The organism is Pseudoalteromonas sp. J2K-J599, assembly GCF_059295115.2.
In genome coordinates this window covers 1,291,732-1,312,434 of record NZ_CM200271.1, presented here as the reverse complement: position 1 = coordinate 1,312,434, position 20,703 = coordinate 1,291,732, and the positions used below count along the sequence as shown (strand labels likewise).

General features: G+C 38.6%; 18 protein-coding genes. 9 read left to right on the top strand and 9 right to left on the bottom strand.

Annotated elements, in window-relative coordinates:
• Nucleotides 1-32 precede the first annotated feature (32 nt).
• The 3 genes from AC5NT5_RS05955 to AC5NT5_RS05945 form a co-directional block, all read right to left on the bottom strand.
• Nucleotides 33-1,685, bottom strand: coding sequence for a tetratricopeptide repeat-containing sulfotransferase family protein (locus AC5NT5_RS05955; RefSeq protein WP_494514260.1), 1,653 nt, complete (start codon nt 1,683-1,685; stop codon nt 33-35).
• Between the two features lie 58 nt (nt 1,686-1,743).
• Nucleotides 1,744-4,608, bottom strand: a complete 2,865-nt coding sequence (locus AC5NT5_RS05950) for a TonB-dependent receptor domain-containing protein (protein ID WP_494514261.1) — start codon at nt 4,606-4,608, stop codon at nt 1,744-1,746.
• 277 nt (nt 4,609-4,885) lie between these two features.
• Nucleotides 4,886-7,225, bottom strand: a complete 2,340-nt coding sequence (locus tag AC5NT5_RS05945; protein ID WP_494514262.1) for a DNA polymerase II — start codon at nt 7,223-7,225, stop codon at nt 4,886-4,888.
• 108 nt (nt 7,226-7,333) lie between these two features.
• Between AC5NT5_RS05945 and AC5NT5_RS05940 the strand changes: the two genes are divergently transcribed.
• The 7 genes from AC5NT5_RS05940 (at nt 7,334) to AC5NT5_RS05910 (ending at nt 13,989) form a co-directional block, all read left to right on the top strand.
• On the top strand, nt 7,334-9,067 hold the full coding sequence (locus AC5NT5_RS05940; protein ID WP_494514263.1) for a tetratricopeptide repeat-containing sulfotransferase family protein: 1,734 nt from the start codon (nt 7,334-7,336) through the stop codon (nt 9,065-9,067).
• 84 nt (nt 9,068-9,151) lie between these two features.
• Nucleotides 9,152-11,227: an ATP-dependent DNA helicase DinG gene (gene dinG, locus AC5NT5_RS05935; RefSeq protein ID WP_197120673.1), complete on the top strand. Its 2,076-nt coding sequence runs from the start codon at nt 9,152-9,154 to the stop codon at nt 11,225-11,227.
• A complete protein-coding gene (locus tag AC5NT5_RS05930) occupies nt 11,227-12,003 on the top strand; it encodes a sulfite exporter TauE/SafE family protein (RefSeq protein WP_002958254.1) in 777 nt (258 codons plus the stop codon). Before dinG ends, AC5NT5_RS05930 begins: the two co-directional genes overlap by 1 nt.
• A 1-nt stretch (nt 12,004) precedes the next feature.
• The gene (locus AC5NT5_RS05925; RefSeq protein ID WP_182674411.1) at nt 12,005-12,613 is read left to right on the top strand and encodes a primosomal replication protein; all 609 of its coding nucleotides are present in this window, start codon (nt 12,005-12,007) and stop codon (nt 12,611-12,613) included.
• Nucleotides 12,614-12,626: 13 nt separating this feature from the next.
• Complete coding sequence (locus AC5NT5_RS05920; RefSeq protein ID WP_494514264.1) at nt 12,627-13,520, top strand: histone deacetylase family protein; 894 nt, start codon at nt 12,627-12,629, stop codon at nt 13,518-13,520.
• 51 nt (nt 13,521-13,571) lie between these two features.
• Nucleotides 13,572-13,853: a late competence development ComFB family protein gene (locus tag AC5NT5_RS05915; RefSeq protein ID WP_024590772.1), complete on the top strand. Its 282-nt coding sequence runs from the start codon at nt 13,572-13,574 to the stop codon at nt 13,851-13,853.
• Nucleotides 13,837-13,989 (top strand): DUF2496 domain-containing protein, encoded by a 153-nt coding sequence (locus AC5NT5_RS05910; RefSeq protein WP_076915489.1) that lies wholly within the window; start codon nt 13,837-13,839, stop codon nt 13,987-13,989. Before AC5NT5_RS05915 ends, AC5NT5_RS05910 begins: the two co-directional genes overlap by 17 nt.
• 5 nt (nt 13,990-13,994) lie before the next feature.
• On the opposite strand, the gene AC5NT5_RS05905 is transcribed toward AC5NT5_RS05910, so the two are convergent.
• The gene (locus AC5NT5_RS05905; RefSeq protein WP_494514265.1) at nt 13,995-14,516 is read right to left on the bottom strand and encodes an SEL1-like repeat protein; all 522 of its coding nucleotides are present in this window, start codon (nt 14,514-14,516) and stop codon (nt 13,995-13,997) included.
• A gap of 102 nt (nt 14,517-14,618) precedes the next feature.
• Here AC5NT5_RS05905 and AC5NT5_RS05900 point away from each other — a divergent pair, with 102 nt between their 5' ends.
• On the top strand, nt 14,619-15,503 hold the full coding sequence (locus AC5NT5_RS05900) for a DMT family transporter (protein ID WP_494514266.1): 885 nt from the start codon (nt 14,619-14,621) through the stop codon (nt 15,501-15,503).
• A gap of 30 nt (nt 15,504-15,533) precedes the next feature.
• Here the strand turns inward: AC5NT5_RS05900 and AC5NT5_RS05895 are convergent, their stop codons facing one another.
• From AC5NT5_RS05895 to AC5NT5_RS05885, 3 genes are read right to left on the bottom strand one after another with little or no spacing between them, the layout of a single operon-like run.
• The gene (locus tag AC5NT5_RS05895) at nt 15,534-16,046 is read right to left on the bottom strand and encodes a CC0125/CC1285 family lipoprotein (RefSeq protein ID WP_494514267.1); all 513 of its coding nucleotides are present in this window, start codon (nt 16,044-16,046) and stop codon (nt 15,534-15,536) included.
• A 25-nt stretch (nt 16,047-16,071) separates the two neighbouring features.
• Nucleotides 16,072-16,812: an anti-sigma factor family protein gene (locus tag AC5NT5_RS05890; RefSeq protein WP_494514268.1), complete on the bottom strand. Its 741-nt coding sequence runs from the start codon at nt 16,810-16,812 to the stop codon at nt 16,072-16,074.
• Nucleotides 16,809-17,300: an RNA polymerase sigma factor gene (locus AC5NT5_RS05885; protein ID WP_024596777.1), complete on the bottom strand. Its 492-nt coding sequence runs from the start codon at nt 17,298-17,300 to the stop codon at nt 16,809-16,811. Before AC5NT5_RS05885 ends, AC5NT5_RS05890 begins: the two co-directional genes overlap by 4 nt.
• Before the next feature lie 140 nt (nt 17,301-17,440).
• Between AC5NT5_RS05885 and AC5NT5_RS05880 the strand changes: the two genes are divergently transcribed.
• Entirely contained in the window at nt 17,441-18,787 is a 1,347-nt protein-coding gene (locus AC5NT5_RS05880) for a S8 family serine peptidase (RefSeq protein WP_494514269.1), read from the top strand.
• Here the strand turns inward: AC5NT5_RS05880 and AC5NT5_RS05875 are convergent.
• The gene (locus AC5NT5_RS05875; RefSeq protein ID WP_494514270.1) at nt 18,771-19,724 is read right to left on the bottom strand and encodes a hypothetical protein; all 954 of its coding nucleotides are present in this window, start codon (nt 19,722-19,724) and stop codon (nt 18,771-18,773) included. The two genes, AC5NT5_RS05880 and AC5NT5_RS05875, sit on opposite strands and share 17 nt — an antisense overlap.
• A gap of 62 nt (nt 19,725-19,786) precedes the next feature.
• Nucleotides 19,787-20,668, bottom strand: coding sequence for a RodZ family helix-turn-helix domain-containing protein (locus tag AC5NT5_RS05870; RefSeq protein ID WP_494514271.1), 882 nt, complete (start codon nt 20,666-20,668; stop codon nt 19,787-19,789).
• Nucleotides 20,669-20,703 lie beyond the last annotated feature (35 nt).

Genomic DNA, 20,703 nt, shown 5'->3' with positions numbered 1-20,703 from the left:
GCGCTCTATTGAGTGCTGAATACTCTCAGTGATTAATCTAATACATTATTAAACTCTTCAAAATCAGAAATAGATAAGCTTTCTTTAATATACCTACTGAAATTTTTATATCTTCCCGATGAAGATGTATAAAGAGGCTTTCTCACCTGCCAAACACTAGCAGTACTTACAATATTTTTTTGTTGATGAAATAAACCGCTTTCACCTTGATATTTTACGCCTAAAAATTCGAACAGAGGCAATAATACCCCCTCGGGCTTTGAAACAAGTTCATCATAATTGACTGTAAAAATATCATTAGGATACTTTTTTAGCCAATGTGCTTTAACACGCTGCTGCGCTTTATGATAGTGCACTGTATCATTCAGTGCGGTCGCATAATTCAAACTTGGGCCTAAATGTTGAAAGTAAGCTGATAAACTGTTATCTCTAATATCGCGCTGTGTCCAAATAACTTTTGCTTCAGGGTACATCATTTTAATTATATCAATGTATAAGTAGTTCTCAGGCCGTTTATCAGTAACAAGACTACTTTTTCCCGCTCTTAACTTTAATTCTTTCTCATAACCTTGCTGAAATAATGTTGAGTTAACCGTGCTTGACAGCACTTTAGGCTTATCAATTAGATTGAATAGTTGCTTATGCAAGTAATCAATCTCTCCTCCATTGCTAATCACCTCAGAAGTGCAAATTATTTGTTCTATTAAGGTTGAACCAGACCTAAACATGCCACAAATAATAATTGGAACAATATCGCCAGTCTTACTTTTTACGTTACTAAGCTCTCTTGCTAGTGTGCTACTTACTTTATGTTCAATATCAACTCTGTTGTATTGCGGGATATATTTTCGATTAAAACTATTGGCTTTAGTATAATAAGACCATGATTTTTCATAATCTTTGCTATCGTCAAAAGCTTTCCCAAGCGCATAATACATATCAGCTTTTAACACATCATCTTCTGTAGCTTCTAAAATAGATAGGCTTTTTAGTTCGTATTCTAACGCTTCTTTTTTATTAAATGTTTGTATATCAGCAATTCTCGCATGCGCCAGACCATATAAAGGATTTATCTTTAATACCTGATTAAAGCTCTTTAAACAGTTTTGCTTATCACCAAGCTGCTCATATATATTAGCAAGATTAAAATAGGCATTAATTTTATTTGGTTCAACTGTAATTGCCTGCTGTAAATAATTAGTCGCAGTCCCATAATCAATTAAAAGCTCAGAGTAGACGGATGCTAACTCCACATAAGCGGTATATATATCGTGGTAACCAAGCTCGATAGCTGCTAAGAAAGATGTACTTGCAAGAATACCTTTGCCATCTTTCTTTGCCATTTCACCCAATTGAAAATATGACATTGCGCTATCCGGTACTATTTCAGTGTATTTTTTAAGTAAGTCTATTGCTAAAGAGAATTCATTACTGGCGGCATATAACTGACAAAGAGTATTTACATAATCGAATTTTTTGGGGGCTATTGAAATGAGTCTTCTACAAACTTCCTTACTTTTTAGTAAATCTCCTTCATTCATAGCTACTTTAAACAATACAGCTAAAGCTTGCTCATTAACTTCAGGGTTGTCGCATAAACCTTCTAGGGTTGCTTTTCCTGCCACAATCTTTCCACTATTCAATTGCTGTATTGCAAACAGTAAACTTTCTTTTACCGATTTCATTTTTTCCCCATAAAAAAAGCGAGCCTAAGCTCGCTTAATATACATTAATTAATTCAAATTAGAATTTTAATGAAAGGCTCGCATGGAAGTAACGACCTAACGAATCGTAGTAACCAGCAATAGCATTTGCGTTTGTTGATAATGAACCACCAACTAGAGGTGCCTCTTTATCCATAACGTTGTTAACACCTACTAATAAAGACGTGTAATCATTAATAGTAAATGTACCTTTAAGGTCAATATAGCTTTGTGAGCTAATACCGTCGTCTTGTACTAATGTATCAGCACCAGTGTAATCGTTTACACCGCTGAAGAAACGCCATTTAGCAGTAGCTCTCCACCAGCTGCCCGTGTCGTAGCTAGCAGATACAACGTGACGCCATTCTGGTTGAGGGAAACAACCGTTATCTAATGAGTCAACACAGTCAAATACTTCACTTACACCAGGAATATTATCAAATTCCTTAGTTAACATGTAGGTACCAATGATACTAGTTTTTAATGTACCTTCAGCAATTTCCATATCGTAGTTTGCGCTTAAATCGATACCTTCGTAATGGATATTACCTAAGTTAGTATTTGTAGCAACAACTTGGCCAGAACCAATCCAAAGGCTACCACTACCAGGTGTACGGTCTACGTTATCACAAAATACAGCCGCGCCGCTTTTACCACATTGTGTAACTAGAATTTCTGGGTCAATATTACCAATCGCGTCTTCAAGTTCAATATCCCAGTAATCGATTGAGAAGTTGAAGTTTTCAAATGGGTTACCAACAACACCTAAAGTAATAGTATCAGCGATTTCTGGAGATAAATCTGGATTACCACCAAACAGAGCATTATATTGATCCGCAGGGCTCTTACCTACATTGCCATACTGACTTGCAGAAACACCTGTATTTGCACACTCAGCAGCTGTTAGGCTTGGTGTACCAGCACATGGATCAGTACCGGCCCATAAACCAGTGCTTTGTTGAGCGAATAGCTCACCATTGTTTGCTGCACGAACTGCACGGTTGTAGCTTGAACGAATTTTCCAATCGCTTGTTACATCCCAGTTCATTGCCACTTTATAAGTCGGCTCAGCACCTGAAGTGCTATAGTCTGACCAACGGTAGCCTAATTCAACAAGTAAACTTTCAACTAACGGTAAATCTTCAACGATTGGTAGGCTAAGCTCACCAAACACTTCACGTACTTGATAACCACCATTTAAACTCTTAGTAGTACCACCTTGGCCTAGTAATAGACCTTGTGCATATACTTCATCAGCTGTTCTACTGAATGTTTCTTCACGATACTCTGCACCAAATACTGCAGCAACTGGGTACTCTGAAGATGGAAGTGAGAAATCGAATTCGCCAGTAACAAAACCACTTACAATCAATTGCTCAGTAACACCGTTCAAAATTGCCGTACCAGTAAGTGACTGTGCAGCTTCTTCAGTTACACCATCAAACTGAAAAACATCGTACGGAATACAACCAGAAGTCGCGCTACAATCTTCACCATTTGCTGATAAAGCGGTGATTATACGCGGACCAAAGAAATCATTTTCATATGCTGAAGAAGATGAAGTTGAACCGTATTGAGCAAATGCTTCGTAAGACCAAAGGTCGTTAATTTCGCCTTTACTACCTAATACTAAACGGAAAGAGTTATGTTCAAGGCTGTCTGCACGAGGGCCACCTTCAACGTTACGCTTACCAATATAAGTTGCAAACTGATCACCAGAAGTCAATCCAAAGCGCTCAGTTAGTTGTGCACGTTGTGTATCATTTAATAATGGGCTATCAAAATCAATTGAGTAATTATCATTAAAGAACGTACCAGACTCAGCAATCTGCGCTGTAGTGCGGTTACGCATAAACATTGCTTCCATGAACGGACGGAAGCTATCATTGATTTCGTAGTTAGCAAACATACCTAATGTATGACGTTCATCAGGACGCATAAAGTGGTTAATTGGCGCGTAGTTATATGTATTACCAACTGAAGGAATAAAGCTGCTATCTTGACCTAGAGTCCAGTATTCGTACTGGCCTTCACCAAAGTCTACAACACCGTCAGCGTTAGGAGCTGAGATATAAAAGTTAGGGTTAACAGCATTACCTGAACCACCACAAGCTGTACCAGCAGCATTTAGAGCACAAGATGAGTAATCACGTGCACCTTGGCGTAATTCATTTTGTCTGTTGTAAGTAAAGTAAGCTACTGCATGACCTCTACCACTATCAAATGCACCACCTAGGGTCGCTGCAAAATCAAATGACGCGCCATCAAGACCCGTATTACCTTCTTCATATTCAAAGCCAGCATCATCCATTAGGCCTTGCATGTATTCATTATCGTTATTATGTTGGTAAGCAGTTGTACCTACATTAACTTCAAAACCTTCAAACTGATCGTTCATTACAAAGTTTACAACACCAGCAACAGCATCTGCACCGTAAGTAGATGAACCACCACCAGTCATTACATCTACGCGTTTAATTAGCGCAGCAGGAATTTGGTTAATATCAGCTGATTGTGTGTAGATACCACCTGCTTGCATACGACGACCGTTTACAAGAACAAGAGTACGCTGAGCGCCCATACCACGTAAATCAAGGGTTGCAGTTCCCGAAGCACCATTTGATTGGAAAGAAGTATTAGACGCTTCTAGTTGCGGTAAGCTATTCATCATGTCTTCAACACGAGTAAAACCTGCAACAGCAATTTCTTCAGCAGTTGTTACTTGCACTGGGCTAGCTGTTTCCATATCTGTACGTTTGATACGTGAACCAGTAACTTCAATTCGTTCAACCTTATCAACTTTTTCTTCATCAGCAGCAAACGAACTTGCTGAAAAAGCAGCTGTTGAAGCTGTACCGAAAGCTATCGCTAAGCGAACTGCTTTTGAAACTTTATTATTTAACATTTGATTCTCCCAGAATACTTTATATTTTTTATATTTTTTGCTTGATTACCATTTGTTAATAAATGGTAATCATACGTTATGATAATACCAGCAACACAATGTGGTCAACATAAAATTAACTTATTGTTAATTACCAACACTTTCGCGGCTAAAGCATTACAATTTAAAATCAAAAAATTTACATTGGCATTATTAAATAGTGCCATTACTGCATTAGGGGAAATTATAAAAAAGGGGGGATTGAATTCACAAAGGTTAACTTTTAGCTTCCGGTAACTTAAAAGAGAGAGGTTTGAGTGCTCTTTGATAGCGTCACTTCCATAGCACTAAAAATCATTTCGGCTATTGGGTCTAATTGTTTTTTTATATACAAAGGATAATTCAGTCTTTTATTTGTATCACTGAGCTCTGGTCCATCAAATGTGTAAACATACTCTATAATTTGCCCTCGTTTCACCTCAAAGTTTGGGTTCTGGGCTTTATATTTTTTAACTGCTTGGACATGTGGTGGAATATTCTTTTTATATTCAGTTAAATTTTGTCCTAACCTTTTTCTATAAATTAATTTATCGTCAAATTCTCCATTTTGTAAACGCCTAGAGTAAGAATTAACTAACTCCTCTAAAAGGCTTATTTTATAGTCACTACTGAACAAAGCTTCAAACAACTCTACTTGAAACTCTTGAGCGAACTCAGTCCAATCACTTCGAACTGCTTCAACACCTTTAAATACTAGCTCATTGTGATTTTTATTAATTTTTTGGCCTACATATCGTTTTTTAGAGCCCATCGTTTTCCCCCTAATTGTAGGCATAAAAAAAGGACTGTATAAGGTTTCAAATTCAATCTCCAAAAAGCTCTCTAAGTCGTGCTTCTGACTAATTTCTTGTACCCACTGTTGATTGATATTAATAGCTAATTGTTTACCAATTTCATCGCATTGAAGCGTATTCAAACCGTCATCCAAAGTAATGAATATTGAATCTGTATCGCCATAAATTACATTGTACCCACACTCCTCTATCCATTTTTTTGTGGTTTGCATTATATCGTGCCCACGTAGTGTGATTGAACTTGAAAGACGTGGATCGTAAAAGCGACACCCCCGAGAACCAAGCACTCCATATAAGCTATTCATTATAATTTTTATAGCCTGCGATAACATAGGTTTTTGGCTATCTTTTGCTTCTTGTCTTGTTATTGATAGAGTTTTTATAAGGGCTGGTAAATGATTTTTATGTCTTGAAAAAAGTGCATTATTATATCCTGGAATTGCATCTTTTGGATTGAGCAACCCCTCAATTAAACCAAGAGGGTCTATACAAAAAGTACGCATAATTGATGGATATAAGCTTTTAAAGTCGAGTACAAGTACATTTTTATAAAACCCCGGTTTTGAAGACATTACATACCCTCCAGGACTATCAAAACTTAAGCCATGATCTCCTAAATTAGGTGCTACATAACCACTTCGGTGAAGTAAGGGCAGATAAAGGTTAACAAATGAAGCGACTGAACCGCCCATTCTATGAAGTTCAAGCCCCGTTAATTGACTCCTAACAACAGCAAAATCAAGTAAATTTAATTTGTTAAAAATACGTAGAACCAGTACGCAATCTTGTCTATTGTATTTCGCAAGGGATAACTTATTATCATTAAATTGGCGTTCAATTTCTGCTAGCTGGCCACTTGAACTGATGAACTTTTTCTCACCAAGCTCCTTAGCAGCTACATTTGACAGGCTAAAGCTATCATAGTGGTAGGTCGCATTTTTTAACGTGTCTATACCGTCTATAACAACTCTTCCTGGTATAGTTAATCGAGTATAATGGCCTACTCGTAATTTTATTTTTTCGTTATTACGTCCAAGACGCAATTCTATACCTAGAGTTTCAGCTCTGGAGTGAAGAACAGAAAAATCAAACTCAATGACGTTCCAACCAATAATAAGATCTGGATCTGTTTTTGCTATAAAGTGCTGTAATTTTTGTAAAAGATCGATTTCATCAACACACCATATTACTTCAATTGCATCACTATATTTAATAGGACTGCCAATCATTAATACACAATCAATGCCATGACCGACCAAACCAATAGAGAATAATACCCCTTCTCCATTGCACTCGATGTCTAAAGAAACTGTTTTAAACTTAGGATTTACATCTGGGTTATTTTTAAATTGGCAATTGGTTAACAGCCTATATCCGTCTTTATGTGTAATATCTCCTCTCACCCATGTGGAGCCTTTAATAAATCGCTCCATTAAAAAGCGATCTATAGGGCGTATGTCATCTTCGTATGTCACAATGCCCTCTGCGCTTAGAGCTTTTAACGCATTGTAGTAATGTTTAAGTGATTTAAAGTAGCAACCAGCCACAGTCCCCTGCTGGAAATCTTTTAATTCTACAGGGACAATTTCAAAAGAAACATCTGAGAGCCGCAGTACTTTTTCTACCGTCGCTTTATCCTTTAACTTGATAAAAAAAACAACTGACTCTGGTAAGCTAATTGCTTTTAATGGCCCTTTTTCAGTTAAAAGCCAAATAACAAAACTTACGCCCAAAGGTGAATCAACTGTTTCTGTAGAGAGAATAAACCCCGAGTCTAAGTGCATTAATGAAATAAGCCTTGTAATAAAAAACGACAAAAATAAAATTTGTAAAGCAGGTTATATTTTATTTCTTTCTAAGTTAGTCTTAAGAAAAAATAATATGAGCATTCAATGAGCCCTTCTGAAATTATCCAACACGCTAATAATCTCCTTCAACAAAACAAGCTTCAACAAGCCAAAAAAATAATATTATCTTTAATTCAAACTGCACCAGAGCACCATCAAGCTTGGCAAGTATTAGCCCAAGTACATCGACAGTTAAAAGAGCAAGAGCAATACCAACATGCCATTAAACAATATGAGATGATTGCTTGGTTTAACCAACGTTTAGATAAAGCGAATCAGCATCTATTAAACAAAGAATTAAAACCAGCAGAAAACATTGCCCATGAGTTGCTCAAGCTTGTAGTGAATGAATACCGTGTTTTAGTGTTATTAAGTAAAATAGCTTTTCAGGCAAACGACTTTAAAACGTATTTGGCTATTACTTCTCATAATATAAATATAAATAGCACAAAATCAGCCGCTTATGATGCGCACATTGAAGCATTATTTAATACAAAGCAATATTTAGAGCTAATCTCTTTTTATAATAGGTCGACCAAATTAGTTACTTTACTACCACAATCCCAAAGTCTACTCGCTGCTGCCTATGTAAAAATGATGGACTTCAAAAATGCATCTCTAAATTACCAATCTTTGTTAAATAAAAATTATTACCCCGCATATTGCAATTTAAGACTTGGAAACATAGAAAAGATAATTGGCAATAACCAAAGTGCTATTGCGTACTATTGCAAAACAATAAAACTAGCTCCCCATATCGGCGAAGCCTATTGGAACTTAGCAAACTTAAAAACATATACTTTCACTCAGCTCAATATAGCTAATTTAGAACAGCAGATAACAATAGACTCAAATAAATTAAATAAAGCACAACTTCACTTTGCTTTAGCTAAAGCATATGAACAACATAGCAGGTACGAAGATGCCTTTTTGCAGCTAAGAATAAGTAACGATTTACAAAAGTCACTTACCCCTTACATTACTAATGACTTTAATGAGCGCTGTAAAAAATACCTAACCAAAAAAGTAGCCAATACAGTACATACCTCAACCGAAAATGAAGTCCAGCTAATATTTATTGTAAGCTTGCCTAGAAGTGGCTCTACACTTATTGAGCAAATACTGGCATCGCATAGCCATGTTGACGCTAGCTATGAATTATCAGAAATCAATTCTATTGCAGTAGAGTTAGAAAACCTTCAGATAAAAAGCAACGTACCTTATAAGCTAAATAGTTTGACTCAAGAGCACTTGGCAACATTAGCCAAACGCTACTTAAAATTCATTGAACCTTTTCGCAATAACAAGCCTTACTTTATTGATAAACAACCAGTCAACTTTCAACATATTGCTCTTATCAAAACTTTATTCCCTAATGCAAAAATAATCGATGTACAACGAGATAAAAAAGCGACTGCATGGAGCCTTTATAAGCACTCATTTTCACAAGGCCATAGTTATAGCTACGATCAGGAAGATTTAGCTCACTACATGAATGAATATTATAAGCTGATGAGACATTGGCATAGCGTATATCCTGACGAAATATATACAATTAATTATGAAAGCTTAATAAACAACTTCACTGAAACGGTTAATGATTTATTTGAACATTGCAATTTAGTAGTAGAGCAAGCGTGCTATGAGTTTTATAATAATCAACGTCCTGTTTTAACTCCCAGTTCAGAACAAGTACGTAAGCCAATTTACAAAGAAGCGCTGACTGATTGGAAAAAATATGCAAATCATCTAACGCCACTGCTTAATAGGCTAAATTAGTAAACAAGCTGCTTGTAGTTACACTCTTATAACTCTAAAATCCATAGCACTGTAATTATATACATACTTTAGGTAAATCATCCCATGCTTTCTGACTCACTAAAAAAAACAATTAGGCAAGTACACCAGCATGTGGCTAGTAACCTAAAAGATTATCGCCCTCGTAGCAGTCAAAATTATCTTGTAGCCGAAATAGCAAAAACACTTGCTGGCGAATACCATAAAAAGCAGCGCATTTGCGTAATTGAAGCAGGCACTGGTACCGGTAAGTCTCTTGCCTATTGTTTAGGCGCGTTGCCTCTTGCCTTAGCGCAAAAAAAGAAGTTAGTTATTTCTACCGCAACCGTTGCACTGCAAGAACAATTAATAGCAAAAGAGCTCCCATTTTTTAAAAAGCATTCAGGCCTCGACTTTAAATTTGATTTAGTAAAAGGTCGCCATCGTTATATTTGTGCCCACAAATTACATAATGCTGTAAACGGCGATAGCCAAACACAAATGGACTTTATGCCAACGCTTACTTCACCATTGAGCGCAATGGAAACCAAGTGTTTGAATGAGCTATATAACGCCTATGTGAATAAAAAATGGCAAGGCGATAGAGACAGTTGGGCCGATACTGTACCCGATAGAGTGTGGAACTTAATAGCGTGCGATAAACATTCATGCCAGCGCCAAATGAAGGCTCATCAAACGTGTCCGTTTCAGCTTGCTCGTAATCAATTAATGCAAATGGATGTACTGGTAATTAATCACTCTTTATTACTTGCTGATTTAGACTTAGGCGGCGGTAAAATTTTACCCGAGCCCGACAACACCATTTATGTAATTGATGAAGCGCATCATTTAGCACATATAACACGCGACTTTTCATCAGCTGCTGCCACAATAAAAGGTACAATAGAATGGCTTGATAAGCTCACCAAGTTTAGCGGAAAAATGGCAAAGGTTTTAGTGGGGCAAAGAGCCATTGGCCAAAACTTTAAACTTTGCGACAGTATTAATGACGCGAATAAAGATTTAAAAGTAGTTCGCGATATTCTCGATAATGCTGACTTTGAATATTCGAAAGACGATACTTATCGCTTTGAGCACGGTGAAATTCCAGAATCGCTGCACAGTAAAGCAAAAGACATAAGCGAAGCCACGCAAGATGCGCTGCGCTGTTTAAACAAAATGCACGACACCCTTACCCAAGATGTAAGCGACGGCGACATAAAACCTTACGTTGCCGACCCAATACTAGGCGAAAGCGGTCAATACATAAACCGCTTAGAGCAACTAAACAAACTATGGTTTAGTTACGCAAAAAAAGGCGAAGGTGCTCCCCATGCACGGTGGATAAAACGTCTTGAATATAAAAGCCATCACGACCACTTATTAAGCGACTGCCCTATCGAGGTCGGTTACTACCTAAAAGATAAATTGTGGCGAGAATGCGCGGGCGCTGTTTTATGTTCAGCTACATTAAGTGCACTGGGCTCGTTCGATCACTTTGCTTACGAAACAGGACTTGCTAAAGAAGAAGGCGTTAAATTTATTAAAGTACCTTCTCCTTTTGATTACCCAAAACAAGCCACTTTACGTATTCCGGTATCTAAAGTAGAACCTACCGATAAAGACTTTAGTGATCACCTAGCTAAAACTTTACCGGAGTACCTAAATGATAAAAAAGCGAACCTTGTACTATTCGCTTCTTACTGGCAAATGGACCACGTAACGAAGTTTCTTAGAACAAAAGGTTTTAACTTATTAGTACAAGGTGAGATGTCGCGAGAAGCGTTGCTTAAATTACACACTAAAAATGTAGACGAAGGCAAAGGCAGTATTTTATTTGGAACCCAAAGCCTTTCAGAAGGTCTTGATTTACCTGGTAAATATTTAGAGAACTTAATAATTACTAAAATTCCGTTTGCTGTACCTACTTCGCCAATAGAAGAAGCGCAAGCAGAATTTGTACAAAGCAAAGGCGGTAACCCGTTTTTAACGATTACCGTGCCAGACGCCGCAAAGAAATTGGTACAAAGCTGTGGTAGACTGCTGCGAAAAGAGAGTGATGAAGGCTGTATTACTATTCTCGATAGACGCTTAGTGACTAAGCGATACGGTAAAGCCATGCTCGACACCCTACCACCTTTTAAAAGACAAATAGATTATTAATGTTTGAACTCGCACTCGATCCAACAACTTGGGCTGTTTTATGTGCTGTTGCACTTGCCGCAGGTTTTATAGACGCTATCGCCGGTGGCGGTGGTATGTTAACTGTACCCGCTTTATTAACTGCTGGCTTACCTCCACATTTAACATTAGGCACCAACAAACTAGCTGCTAGTTTTGGCTCGTTAACGGCAAGCTATACATACTATAAAAAGAACTTATTTAGTCCTAAGTTTTGGGCAGCCTCTATTATTGCTACCGCAATAGGTGCATTGATAGGTACTGTTATTGTTGATCATTTAAGTATCGATTTTTTAAACAAACTACTCCCCATTATTATTATTTTAGTTGCTGGCTATAGCTTATTTGGTAATTTAAGTACTACCGAAGGCGATGAACTTCCTAAACTAAACAAAGCGATGAAAATAAAACAATGGCTACAAGGTTTAGCATTAGGCTTTTTTGATGGTTTAGCAGGCCCAGGTACGGGTACTTTTTGGACTGCTTCTAATGGCATGCTTTACAAAATGAACCTGCTACTCAACTGTGGCTTAGCGCGTTCAATGAACTTTGTGTCTAACTTTATATCTTTAATTACCTTTGTTGCACTCGGCCATGTAAACTTTTTACTTGGCATAACAATGGGCTTTTTTATTATGCTAGGCGCATGGTTTGGGGCGCATTCAGCAATACGTTTTGGTAGCAAATTTATTCGCCCAGTATTTAATACTATGGTTATACTTTTAGCATTAAAACTAATTTACGAGGCTTACTTTTAATATGCATTCAATGGCTTTAGATAAACTACGTCAACAAGTTGCAACGCTAAAACAACAAGCTGAGCAATTTGATAAAGCTAAACTTTTTTCTAAAAATCGTTACATGCAAGCACAACCTAGCTTGTTTGACCGCGCAGTTTTTAGTACCAAAAGCATGAACCTAGTCGATTACGTGATAGAAATAGAAGACGAAGTTTCGAGGTTACCGCCAAGCGAGCATCGCCATGCTTATACCTACGCGCTTGAACGTATTGCAGCTCAAATACAAGCTGTATTCAATGTTATTAAATCTACCCCTATTTGGGTTAAAGAAAACAAAAGCCATTATAAACCACGCCCTAAGCAAACCGTTTATAAGCAAGCTGTGCAAAAAATAATGCAATCATCCCATGAGCTTTACGACGAATTAAAACAAAACCATGAGTTTGAACGCCGTTTAGTACTTATGATTGAAGAGCGAAAAATGCAAATGGATAAAGCCTCACCTGCTAAAGCACAAAAGCTTAACCTTGAAATATTAAGCACACACGCTCGATTAGGCCGCTGCAGAAAAGCAATTTCTGCCACCGAAGATAAAATTCAACAAGTAGAAAAACTGCAGCTGCGTTAAGGCGCACTTTACTATGCAGCTTTATTATCATCCATTGTATTCAGACCTTATACTCCCAGAACGTCATCGATTCCCTATTCAAAAGTATAAGTTACTTAAAACAGAAATAGAAAACCTAGGTGTTTCGGCTATTCACTTTCAAGAGCCTAAAAAAGCAACCAAATCTCAACTTTCGCTATGTCATAGCCAACGTTATATAGATGACTTTTTAAACGGCACGCTTAGCAATAAAGCCATAAAAAAAATGGGCTTTCCTTATTCAAATGAATTGGTAGAGCGCACATTACTATCAATTGGGGCAAGCATCCAAAGTAGTGAACACGCGCTAAAACATGGTTTTTCGGCTAATTTAAGTGGTGGCTATCATCATGCATACAGTGATTACGGCAGCGGTTTTTGTATTTTTAACGATCTAGCTATTGCAGCAGCACATTTAATAAATACAGAGCAAGCCGACACTGTTTTAATTTTTGATTGCGACGTACACCAAGGCGATGGCACAGCACAAATCACTCAAAATCATGACCAAATTATTACCTGCTCAATTCATTGTGAGCAAAATTTCCCTCGTAATAAACAGCAATCCACTTACGATTTTGCATTACCCGCTAAAACAACCGACGCTGAGTACCTTGCTACATTAGAGCAAGCACTCGATTTTTGCGTGCGCATACATAACCCTGATATTATTTTGTATAATGCAGGCGCTGATATTTACACAAAAGACGAGTTAGGCTTGTTTAATATATCGCTCAATGGCGTATATGAGCGCGACTTGTTTGTTCTCAACTTCTGTAAGCAACATCAAATCCCACTAATGTGCGCTTTAGGCGGCGGTTATCAGCGTAATTTGAGTTCACTAATTAATGTTCATAAACAACTATTTAAAGCCGCTATCGATTTATAGTAAGCCTTAGTATAGACTCAGTTAAACGGATTATTTTAAAGCGGTGGGAATATGCGATTACACGAAGACATACACAACTATTACGAAAAGATTGTAGTTGAAGAAATCATCAAACTTAAACTTGATGAAAAATATGATGAAGATGTAATGGCTGACTTTTGTTGTACGGTACTAAATCAGCTCCCGCCACGATATATTCGCTACGATGTAGATATGGCGTTTTATTTACCGCAATCAGAACGCATACATATGGAACAACGTGTACAAACAGCAATAAATGTTGCCATCAGCCAAATATCAAAAAAGAAAGAATTAAATGACAAGCCCACTTGATCAAGCCCCTACACATATTAAACTTGCAGTAGATTTAATTATGATACTAGAGCAACACGATGTTGCTCCAGAAGAAGTACTTAAAGCACTTGAAATAGTTAAAAGCGACTTTGAAAAGAAGCTAGAAAAGTCATAACTCTATTATATTATCTGTATGTCGTGCTCGGTAACGCTACCTTCGTGCTTAGTGCAATCAATTTTAACTTCACCAAATGTACGCCTAGGCGAAGTTGAACGCCGACAGGTCATATTTTGTGCTTTAACGCCAAATTGCGTTATATACAACTCAACTGTTTCGTCTATTTGTTGTTTTTGCTGCGTAGTCGCTGCACTGTAAAATGCATCGTATTGCGCAGACCAATTCTCAACCCCCGCTTCTTTTGCAACACCTAGCCAGCCCATTCCGAGTTTAGTAGATTGCTCCAAGTATTGGCCTTTTAAAAACATGAATGCCAACGTATATTGTGCACTTTTATAGCCAAGTGCTGCCGGCTCTTTTAAATCATAAAAAGCTTGCTCGTACAGCCCCTTTTTATACGCTTTAATACCATTGTATTCTTTTTTCTTCATTGTATTGTCGCTGTATAGGCTAACAGGGGTCGACCCACACCCACCTAATAAACCTACAGCCAAAATTGCTGCAACCGATATACATTTAGCCATAACTAGTCCCTTATTATTTTTATATGCGAGTACCGAATCTGGCTTACACTCTTTGCAAAGCCTGCTATTGTGTAATCCTATTTGTATAATTAAAATACTATCATGAGCTTAGCAAGTTTACTTCGGTTATTTTTTCTGGCTGCAATTTGGGGCGCGTCATTTTTATTTATGCGAATGGCAGCTAACAGCTTAGGCCCAGCGGTGTTAATAGAATTTAGAGTTGGCTTTGCCGCACTCACCCTCTTTATTGTGGCGCTGTACTTAAAACGCAGCTTAGCGTTTACTGAGCACACAAAACACTTTTTTATTATAGGTGCGTTTAATTCTGCTCTGCCGTTTTTATTTTTTGCTTACGCAGCCCAAACTATTAGCGCTTCCACACTCTCAATTTTAAATTCTACAACACCAATATGGGGTGTTGTTGTTGGAATTGCATGGACAAAAACAAAGCCCAATAAAAGTATGGTGATTGGTTTACTGCTGGGTTTAATTGGCGTAGTTATTTTGGTTGGGCAAAATCATTTTGTGTTAAATAGCCAATCAATTTTGGCCATAGTAGCGGCATTAAGCGCATCACTTTGCTATGCCATTGCATCGCATTACACTAAAAACGCGCCTAAACTGGCCCCATTCGATAACGCCCATGGCTCAATGTGGGCTTCAAGCTTTATGGTATTGCCTCTTATCTTATTTATGCCAATGCGTGAAGTTCCAAGCACCAACGTTATGTTAGGTGTACTCGTATTAGGAGTAATGTGTACCGCACTTGCTTATATTTTATTTTTTAAATTAATCGACGATATAGGCCCTACCTCGGCGTTAACAGTCACGTTTTTAATTCCGCTATTTGGCATTTTTTGGGGGCATTTAATTTTAGATGAGCAAATTGGGCCAAATACGTTACTAGGCGCACTATTTGTAATTGTCGGTACTATGCTGGTTACTGGTTTTTTACCACGAAAAAAGCACTTAGCTAAAACAAGCTAAGTGCTTATATCAAGCGCATTTACCAAACGCTTACTTTTGTGCTTTTTCGCTTAAGTTTTCAATTAAGTCTTGGGCACTATAGCTGTTGTCGCTGGGTTTTATCCCTTTACCCATTTTAATATCAATCAGGGTGTGCACTTCTTTGCGTTTATCATTGTTGCTCACTTGTACGCCTACACTGCTTGTTGGGCGAGCGCGTGTTTCGCAGGTTAATAAGCCACAGCTTCGCTCATATTGCTGGCTTTGTGATGCACTAATAGATGACGCGGGAGCTTGCGATTTAGACTCAACAAAGGTTTCTTTGTTGGTTACAACAAACCAATCGTAGCCTTGTGTTTGGGTAAGCTCAGCCGCGCGTAATAATGCATAGTCACCGGCATCGGCTACATTATTTGATACGCTTTTAAACTCTACTCGGTATTGATCGTCGCTAATCTTTTGCTCGCTGTAACCTTGTGAGCCATTATTTGCGGCGCGGTAATCAGGTTTAGATGCACAGCCCGCCATAAGTAAAATACTGATAATTAAAATAGATGTTTTCATAGTTCACCTCGTTTTATACACATTATTATTTGTTTGACTGCCACTTTGCGCTAATTGCTTGCTGCTCTTGCGCTCTATCGAGTGGTGCGCCGCTGATCATGCTATCTATAACAGCATCTAACTCACTGTTATTAGACGCCGTTTGATATTGCGCGCCACTGTTACTTTGCTGCGTAGCTGTTTGCGCTTTAATTTGCCAACCGCTTTGCGTTTTACAAGCAATGCTTGTTTGCGTTGTATTATTTGAGCTTAGTGCATACTGCCTACAAAGCTCACCTTGCTGATTTTTAAAACTAAGCTGTGCACTAAATAGTGAGCCATCACTTTGCTTATACTCACCACTACTTAGCTGTGTATTAAGCGCTGTGGCTATGTTACTGGCTACTAAATTTTGCGACTCATTGGGTTGTAAATAGCTCGTCATTGCAATACCAAATACCACAGCAACGCTTGCTGCTATTGCTAAACTTTTATTAGCCGATTGCTTAACCTTTTGCCAAGGCGTTAACGTTACTACATTACTGTTTAACGTGTTTTTTGTCGTTGCTGTATCAAGCTTTGCAACCGTTTTAGCTAATGAGTCACTAAGTGGTGCGTCGTCAATACTTGCTGCGTGCTCTTTTACTAACATGTCTACTTCGCTAAATTCTGCAAGTCGCATTACTAGCTCATCATCGGTTTCAAGGGCTTTACGCACTTGCTCCATTTCGTGCTCGCTTAGTTCTGAGTCTAAAAAGGCGCTAAGTGTTTCGTCGTTAATGTTCATACTTGCTCCTTTTTAAAGTCGGGTTTTATTAAATTATAAAGTGTACTGCGTGCGCGCGATAATTTACTCATTACACTGCCTATAGGTATATCGAGTGTATGTGCTACCTCTTTATAAGCCATGCCCTGCACTGCCACCAGCGATACTATGGCGCGTTGTTCTTCGGGTAATTGCCCAAGTGCTGTATTTACATTTTTAAGCATTTGTTTGTTTTCGAGTGTTTGGTGCTCATTACTTGTTATTGGCTCTGGTAATATATCGGCCTGAGCCGTATTTTGCCTTACCTTGCGTGAGCGGTATTCATCTATCCACACATTACGGCAAATTTTAAATGCCCATTTAGCAGGCTCAACGTCATCTGGAATACCTTTTACTAATAGTTTTTCAATTGTTATTTGCACTACATCGTCTGCATCTGCTTTACTACCCGTTAGCGAATAGGCAAAACGCCTAAGCATGGGCAATAAGGTTTTTATAGTTTCGTTCATTGATTTTTACCCCTTTTATAAAGAAGACGATTCAAAAAAGCATTTATTCCCAAATAATCAAAATAATTTAAATAATGAAATATTTCTATGTGTTAAACGTTAACTAACCAGCATGATAAATTTAATAGAAGTAACCCACTATGAATATTATAAACACACGCGTTAAACACATAATAGCCGCTTCGCTTTGTATGTTTAGCGCAACGAGTTCAGCCAATATAGTAAGAGTCGATCAGGTGCTTGGGCAGCTAAACCCAATAGAGCAGCGTATTGAACAAACTATAGAGCGAGCACAGCGCCTGCCGCTTCCGGTGCCTGTTCCACAAATATCGATTGATGAACTAAAAGCGCAAATTAGTGAGCCAATTAGCAGCTTACCCAATGTGCTTAACATTAATATAAATAGCCAAAACACCGCATTTGTTGAAGTAGAGCTTGAAAACGGCTTTAGAGCAATAGAGCGCCAATGGTTATTAATGGCAAATAGCCAACAACTTAATACCCTAAAGCAGCAAAATGTAACCATCGTATCGGTAAAAAATTACAGCGCACTTAATATGAGCTTAGTGCGCTTTAACGCCCCCCAAGGTGTTAACTCTAAAAGTGAGTTATTAAAAGCGCTTAACTTAGATGAGTCTGCAATACTTGACCGAAACCACATTTACCAAGCGCAAACAGGCGATCCTACCGCAAAAGTAACACCAAATAAGTCTGTTGCTCCTTACTGCACACAAAGCGTAAAAATCGGCATGATCGACAGCGCCATTAATACCAAACACAGTGCTTTTAAAGGCGCCAATATCACCACGCAAAGCTTTTTACCTAAAGGGTTAAGCTCGCCAAATTTACACGGCACCGCCATAGCGGGGTTAATTACAGGTAAAGGAGCAACGCTCAGCCCGCTTTTAAGCAGTGCAGAGCTTTACAGTGCCGAGGTGTTTTATAGGCAATCTGAATATGCACAAGGGGCTACTTTATTTGCCATAGTAGAGGCACTTAACTGGCTAGTTAGTAATAAAATACCCGTAATAAATATGAGCCTAACGGGGCCAAATAACGCAATTTTAGAAGCAAGTATTACTGCAGCTATAAAACAAAATGGTTTAATTGTAGCAGCTGCGGGTAATCAAGGTCCGGCGTCGCAGCCGTTATACCCAGGCGCGTATAAAAGCGTGATAGCGGTAAGTGCTATTGATTCAAAAAACCACATTTATAGATGGTCAAATAAAGGCGATTACATAGACTTTGCAGCCCTTGGTGTAAATGTTGTTACAAGCCAAGGCAATGGAAAATTTGGGAGGGAGTCGGGTACGTCAATGGCGGCGCCGCATGTAAGCGCGGCATTAAGTTGTTTATTGTTAAAACATGGTAATAATAAAACCAAAGCACTTAACGAACTTACATCGCTGGCCGTCGATTTAGGCGAGCAAGGCAAAGACGCCACCTTTGGTTATGGCGCCATTTACCCACCTAAAAGTGCACTTTAACTGACGCCGATAAAACCGACTGAGTATAGGTATTGCTACTAAGCTTTGATTGATAATCGCCATATTCAGCCTCGGCTATTAGTGTTACGTGCTCAAACACAGCTAGGTTATAAAACGCATTAATTACATTTCGGTGCTCATCTCGCAACGGTATTTGCTCAAAAAAATCATCCGTTGTTTGCTCATCGTAATCTTTATTTTGATAACGCCAGCCAGCCCCTACTTTGTTAGCCACATTAAAGGCCGTAAATTTGTGCGTAACTTTAGTAGTAAAGCCGTAACCGTTAAAGTCGTATTGGTTGTCGTCGGCGTTTTCTTTATCGGCACTTAGCGCTGCCATTAGCATGGTTTGGCCATTATTTATAAAATGATAAAGCGCTACATCGCCGCCTACGCCATCGGCATTACGCGCTTTTGCAGTAGCAAAACGTTTAGCTTTGGTTTTTATGCTCATACGTAAATACGTATGCGGGTATAAAAAATGACCATAGTAAGCACTAGCTTGATTAAAATGTAAAAATGTATCGCCATCTACATTTGCTTTTGCGCCATCGTAACGAACTCCTACCTCATGGCTATTAAAGCTGTAGCTGCCATCTAAACCATATTGATGAAGGTCTAAATCGTATTGATCAAATTCATCGTAGTCTTGTTGTTCAAACCGATAGCTTGAGGTTAATTTAGCGCCTTTGGTTAATTGCCATTTTGCATTAACACCGGCTGCGGTTTTTATGCCGCTGTCGCTTTGCGACGAAATATCATCAAGCTCCTGAACAGAAAGCGCCGAGTTACTTAATACCCCAACTTCAGCATCTGCATTTAGCTCAAAGCTACTTTTAAAGGGTTTATTTTGCTCAGGTGTTTTAACGTGGTTGGTTTGTGCAAGCACCGCTTGGGCACTAAAAACACACAATGTGGCGGTTATAACTGCTTTCATATTTATTCTCCAACAGGCCGAATAGGTTTCCCTATTCGGCATTTGTGCAAACACGCGGCGTATTAAAGGCCTAGGTCTAAGTCGTTAGTAATGTTGGTTACTACTTCACTTGCAGTGCTAAGTGCTACATCGTTACTAATTTGATCAGTAACCGCTGCACTCACCTGCCCGCTAACACTTTGCTGTACCGTGCTTTGTAAGCTGCTAACCGTACTGTCTTGCACACTGGCAATTAAAGATTGCTGAACACTGCTTACTACTTCATTACTGGTATTAATTGCATCACCTACCTGCAGTGCAGAACTTACTGAGTTTGCAGCCGTACTAGTAATTGCTAATTGGTTTGTAAGCTCACCCGCATTAAGCGCACTCGCTGCATCAGCTTGTGTTACTGAATCGGTTGCGCTACTCACATTTGAAAGTAAAGAGGCACTTGTTGGTGTATCAGTAGTATCAGGCTGAGTGCCTTGTTCAGAGCTAACAGAAAGTAATGACGATTGGCTCACAGCGGTTGTTAAATTACCCGCCGATGAAGTTAACTGCGCGGTTGTATCAAGCGCTGTATTGGCTGTGGTATTGCCTGTGGCATTTAAAGACGATGCCGATGCATTTAATGCATTATTTAAAGATGAGCTGGCAGATGCAACTAATGAACTTGCAGGCTCTGCGGCCTCACTGCTTTCTTGCGATGGAGTTTGTGTGTTATTTGCCGTTGAATCTGTTTCTTGCGAGTCATCAGCCGTTACTTGTGTATCGCTAGATACGTTTGACTCGTTGCTACCACTGGCTGTTAAACCGTTTTGTGAAAGCGCAATAGATGTAGATGTTTGTTGCTGCGCCGACGTTGACTGAGATAGTTCAATATCAGCGGCATGCACTGCACCTGTAAAAGTACACACACCGCTTAACATCATTACGCTTACAATTTTATTTAATTTAGTCATTGTTTTGTCCTCTAGTTTGTCGGATTGACATAAAG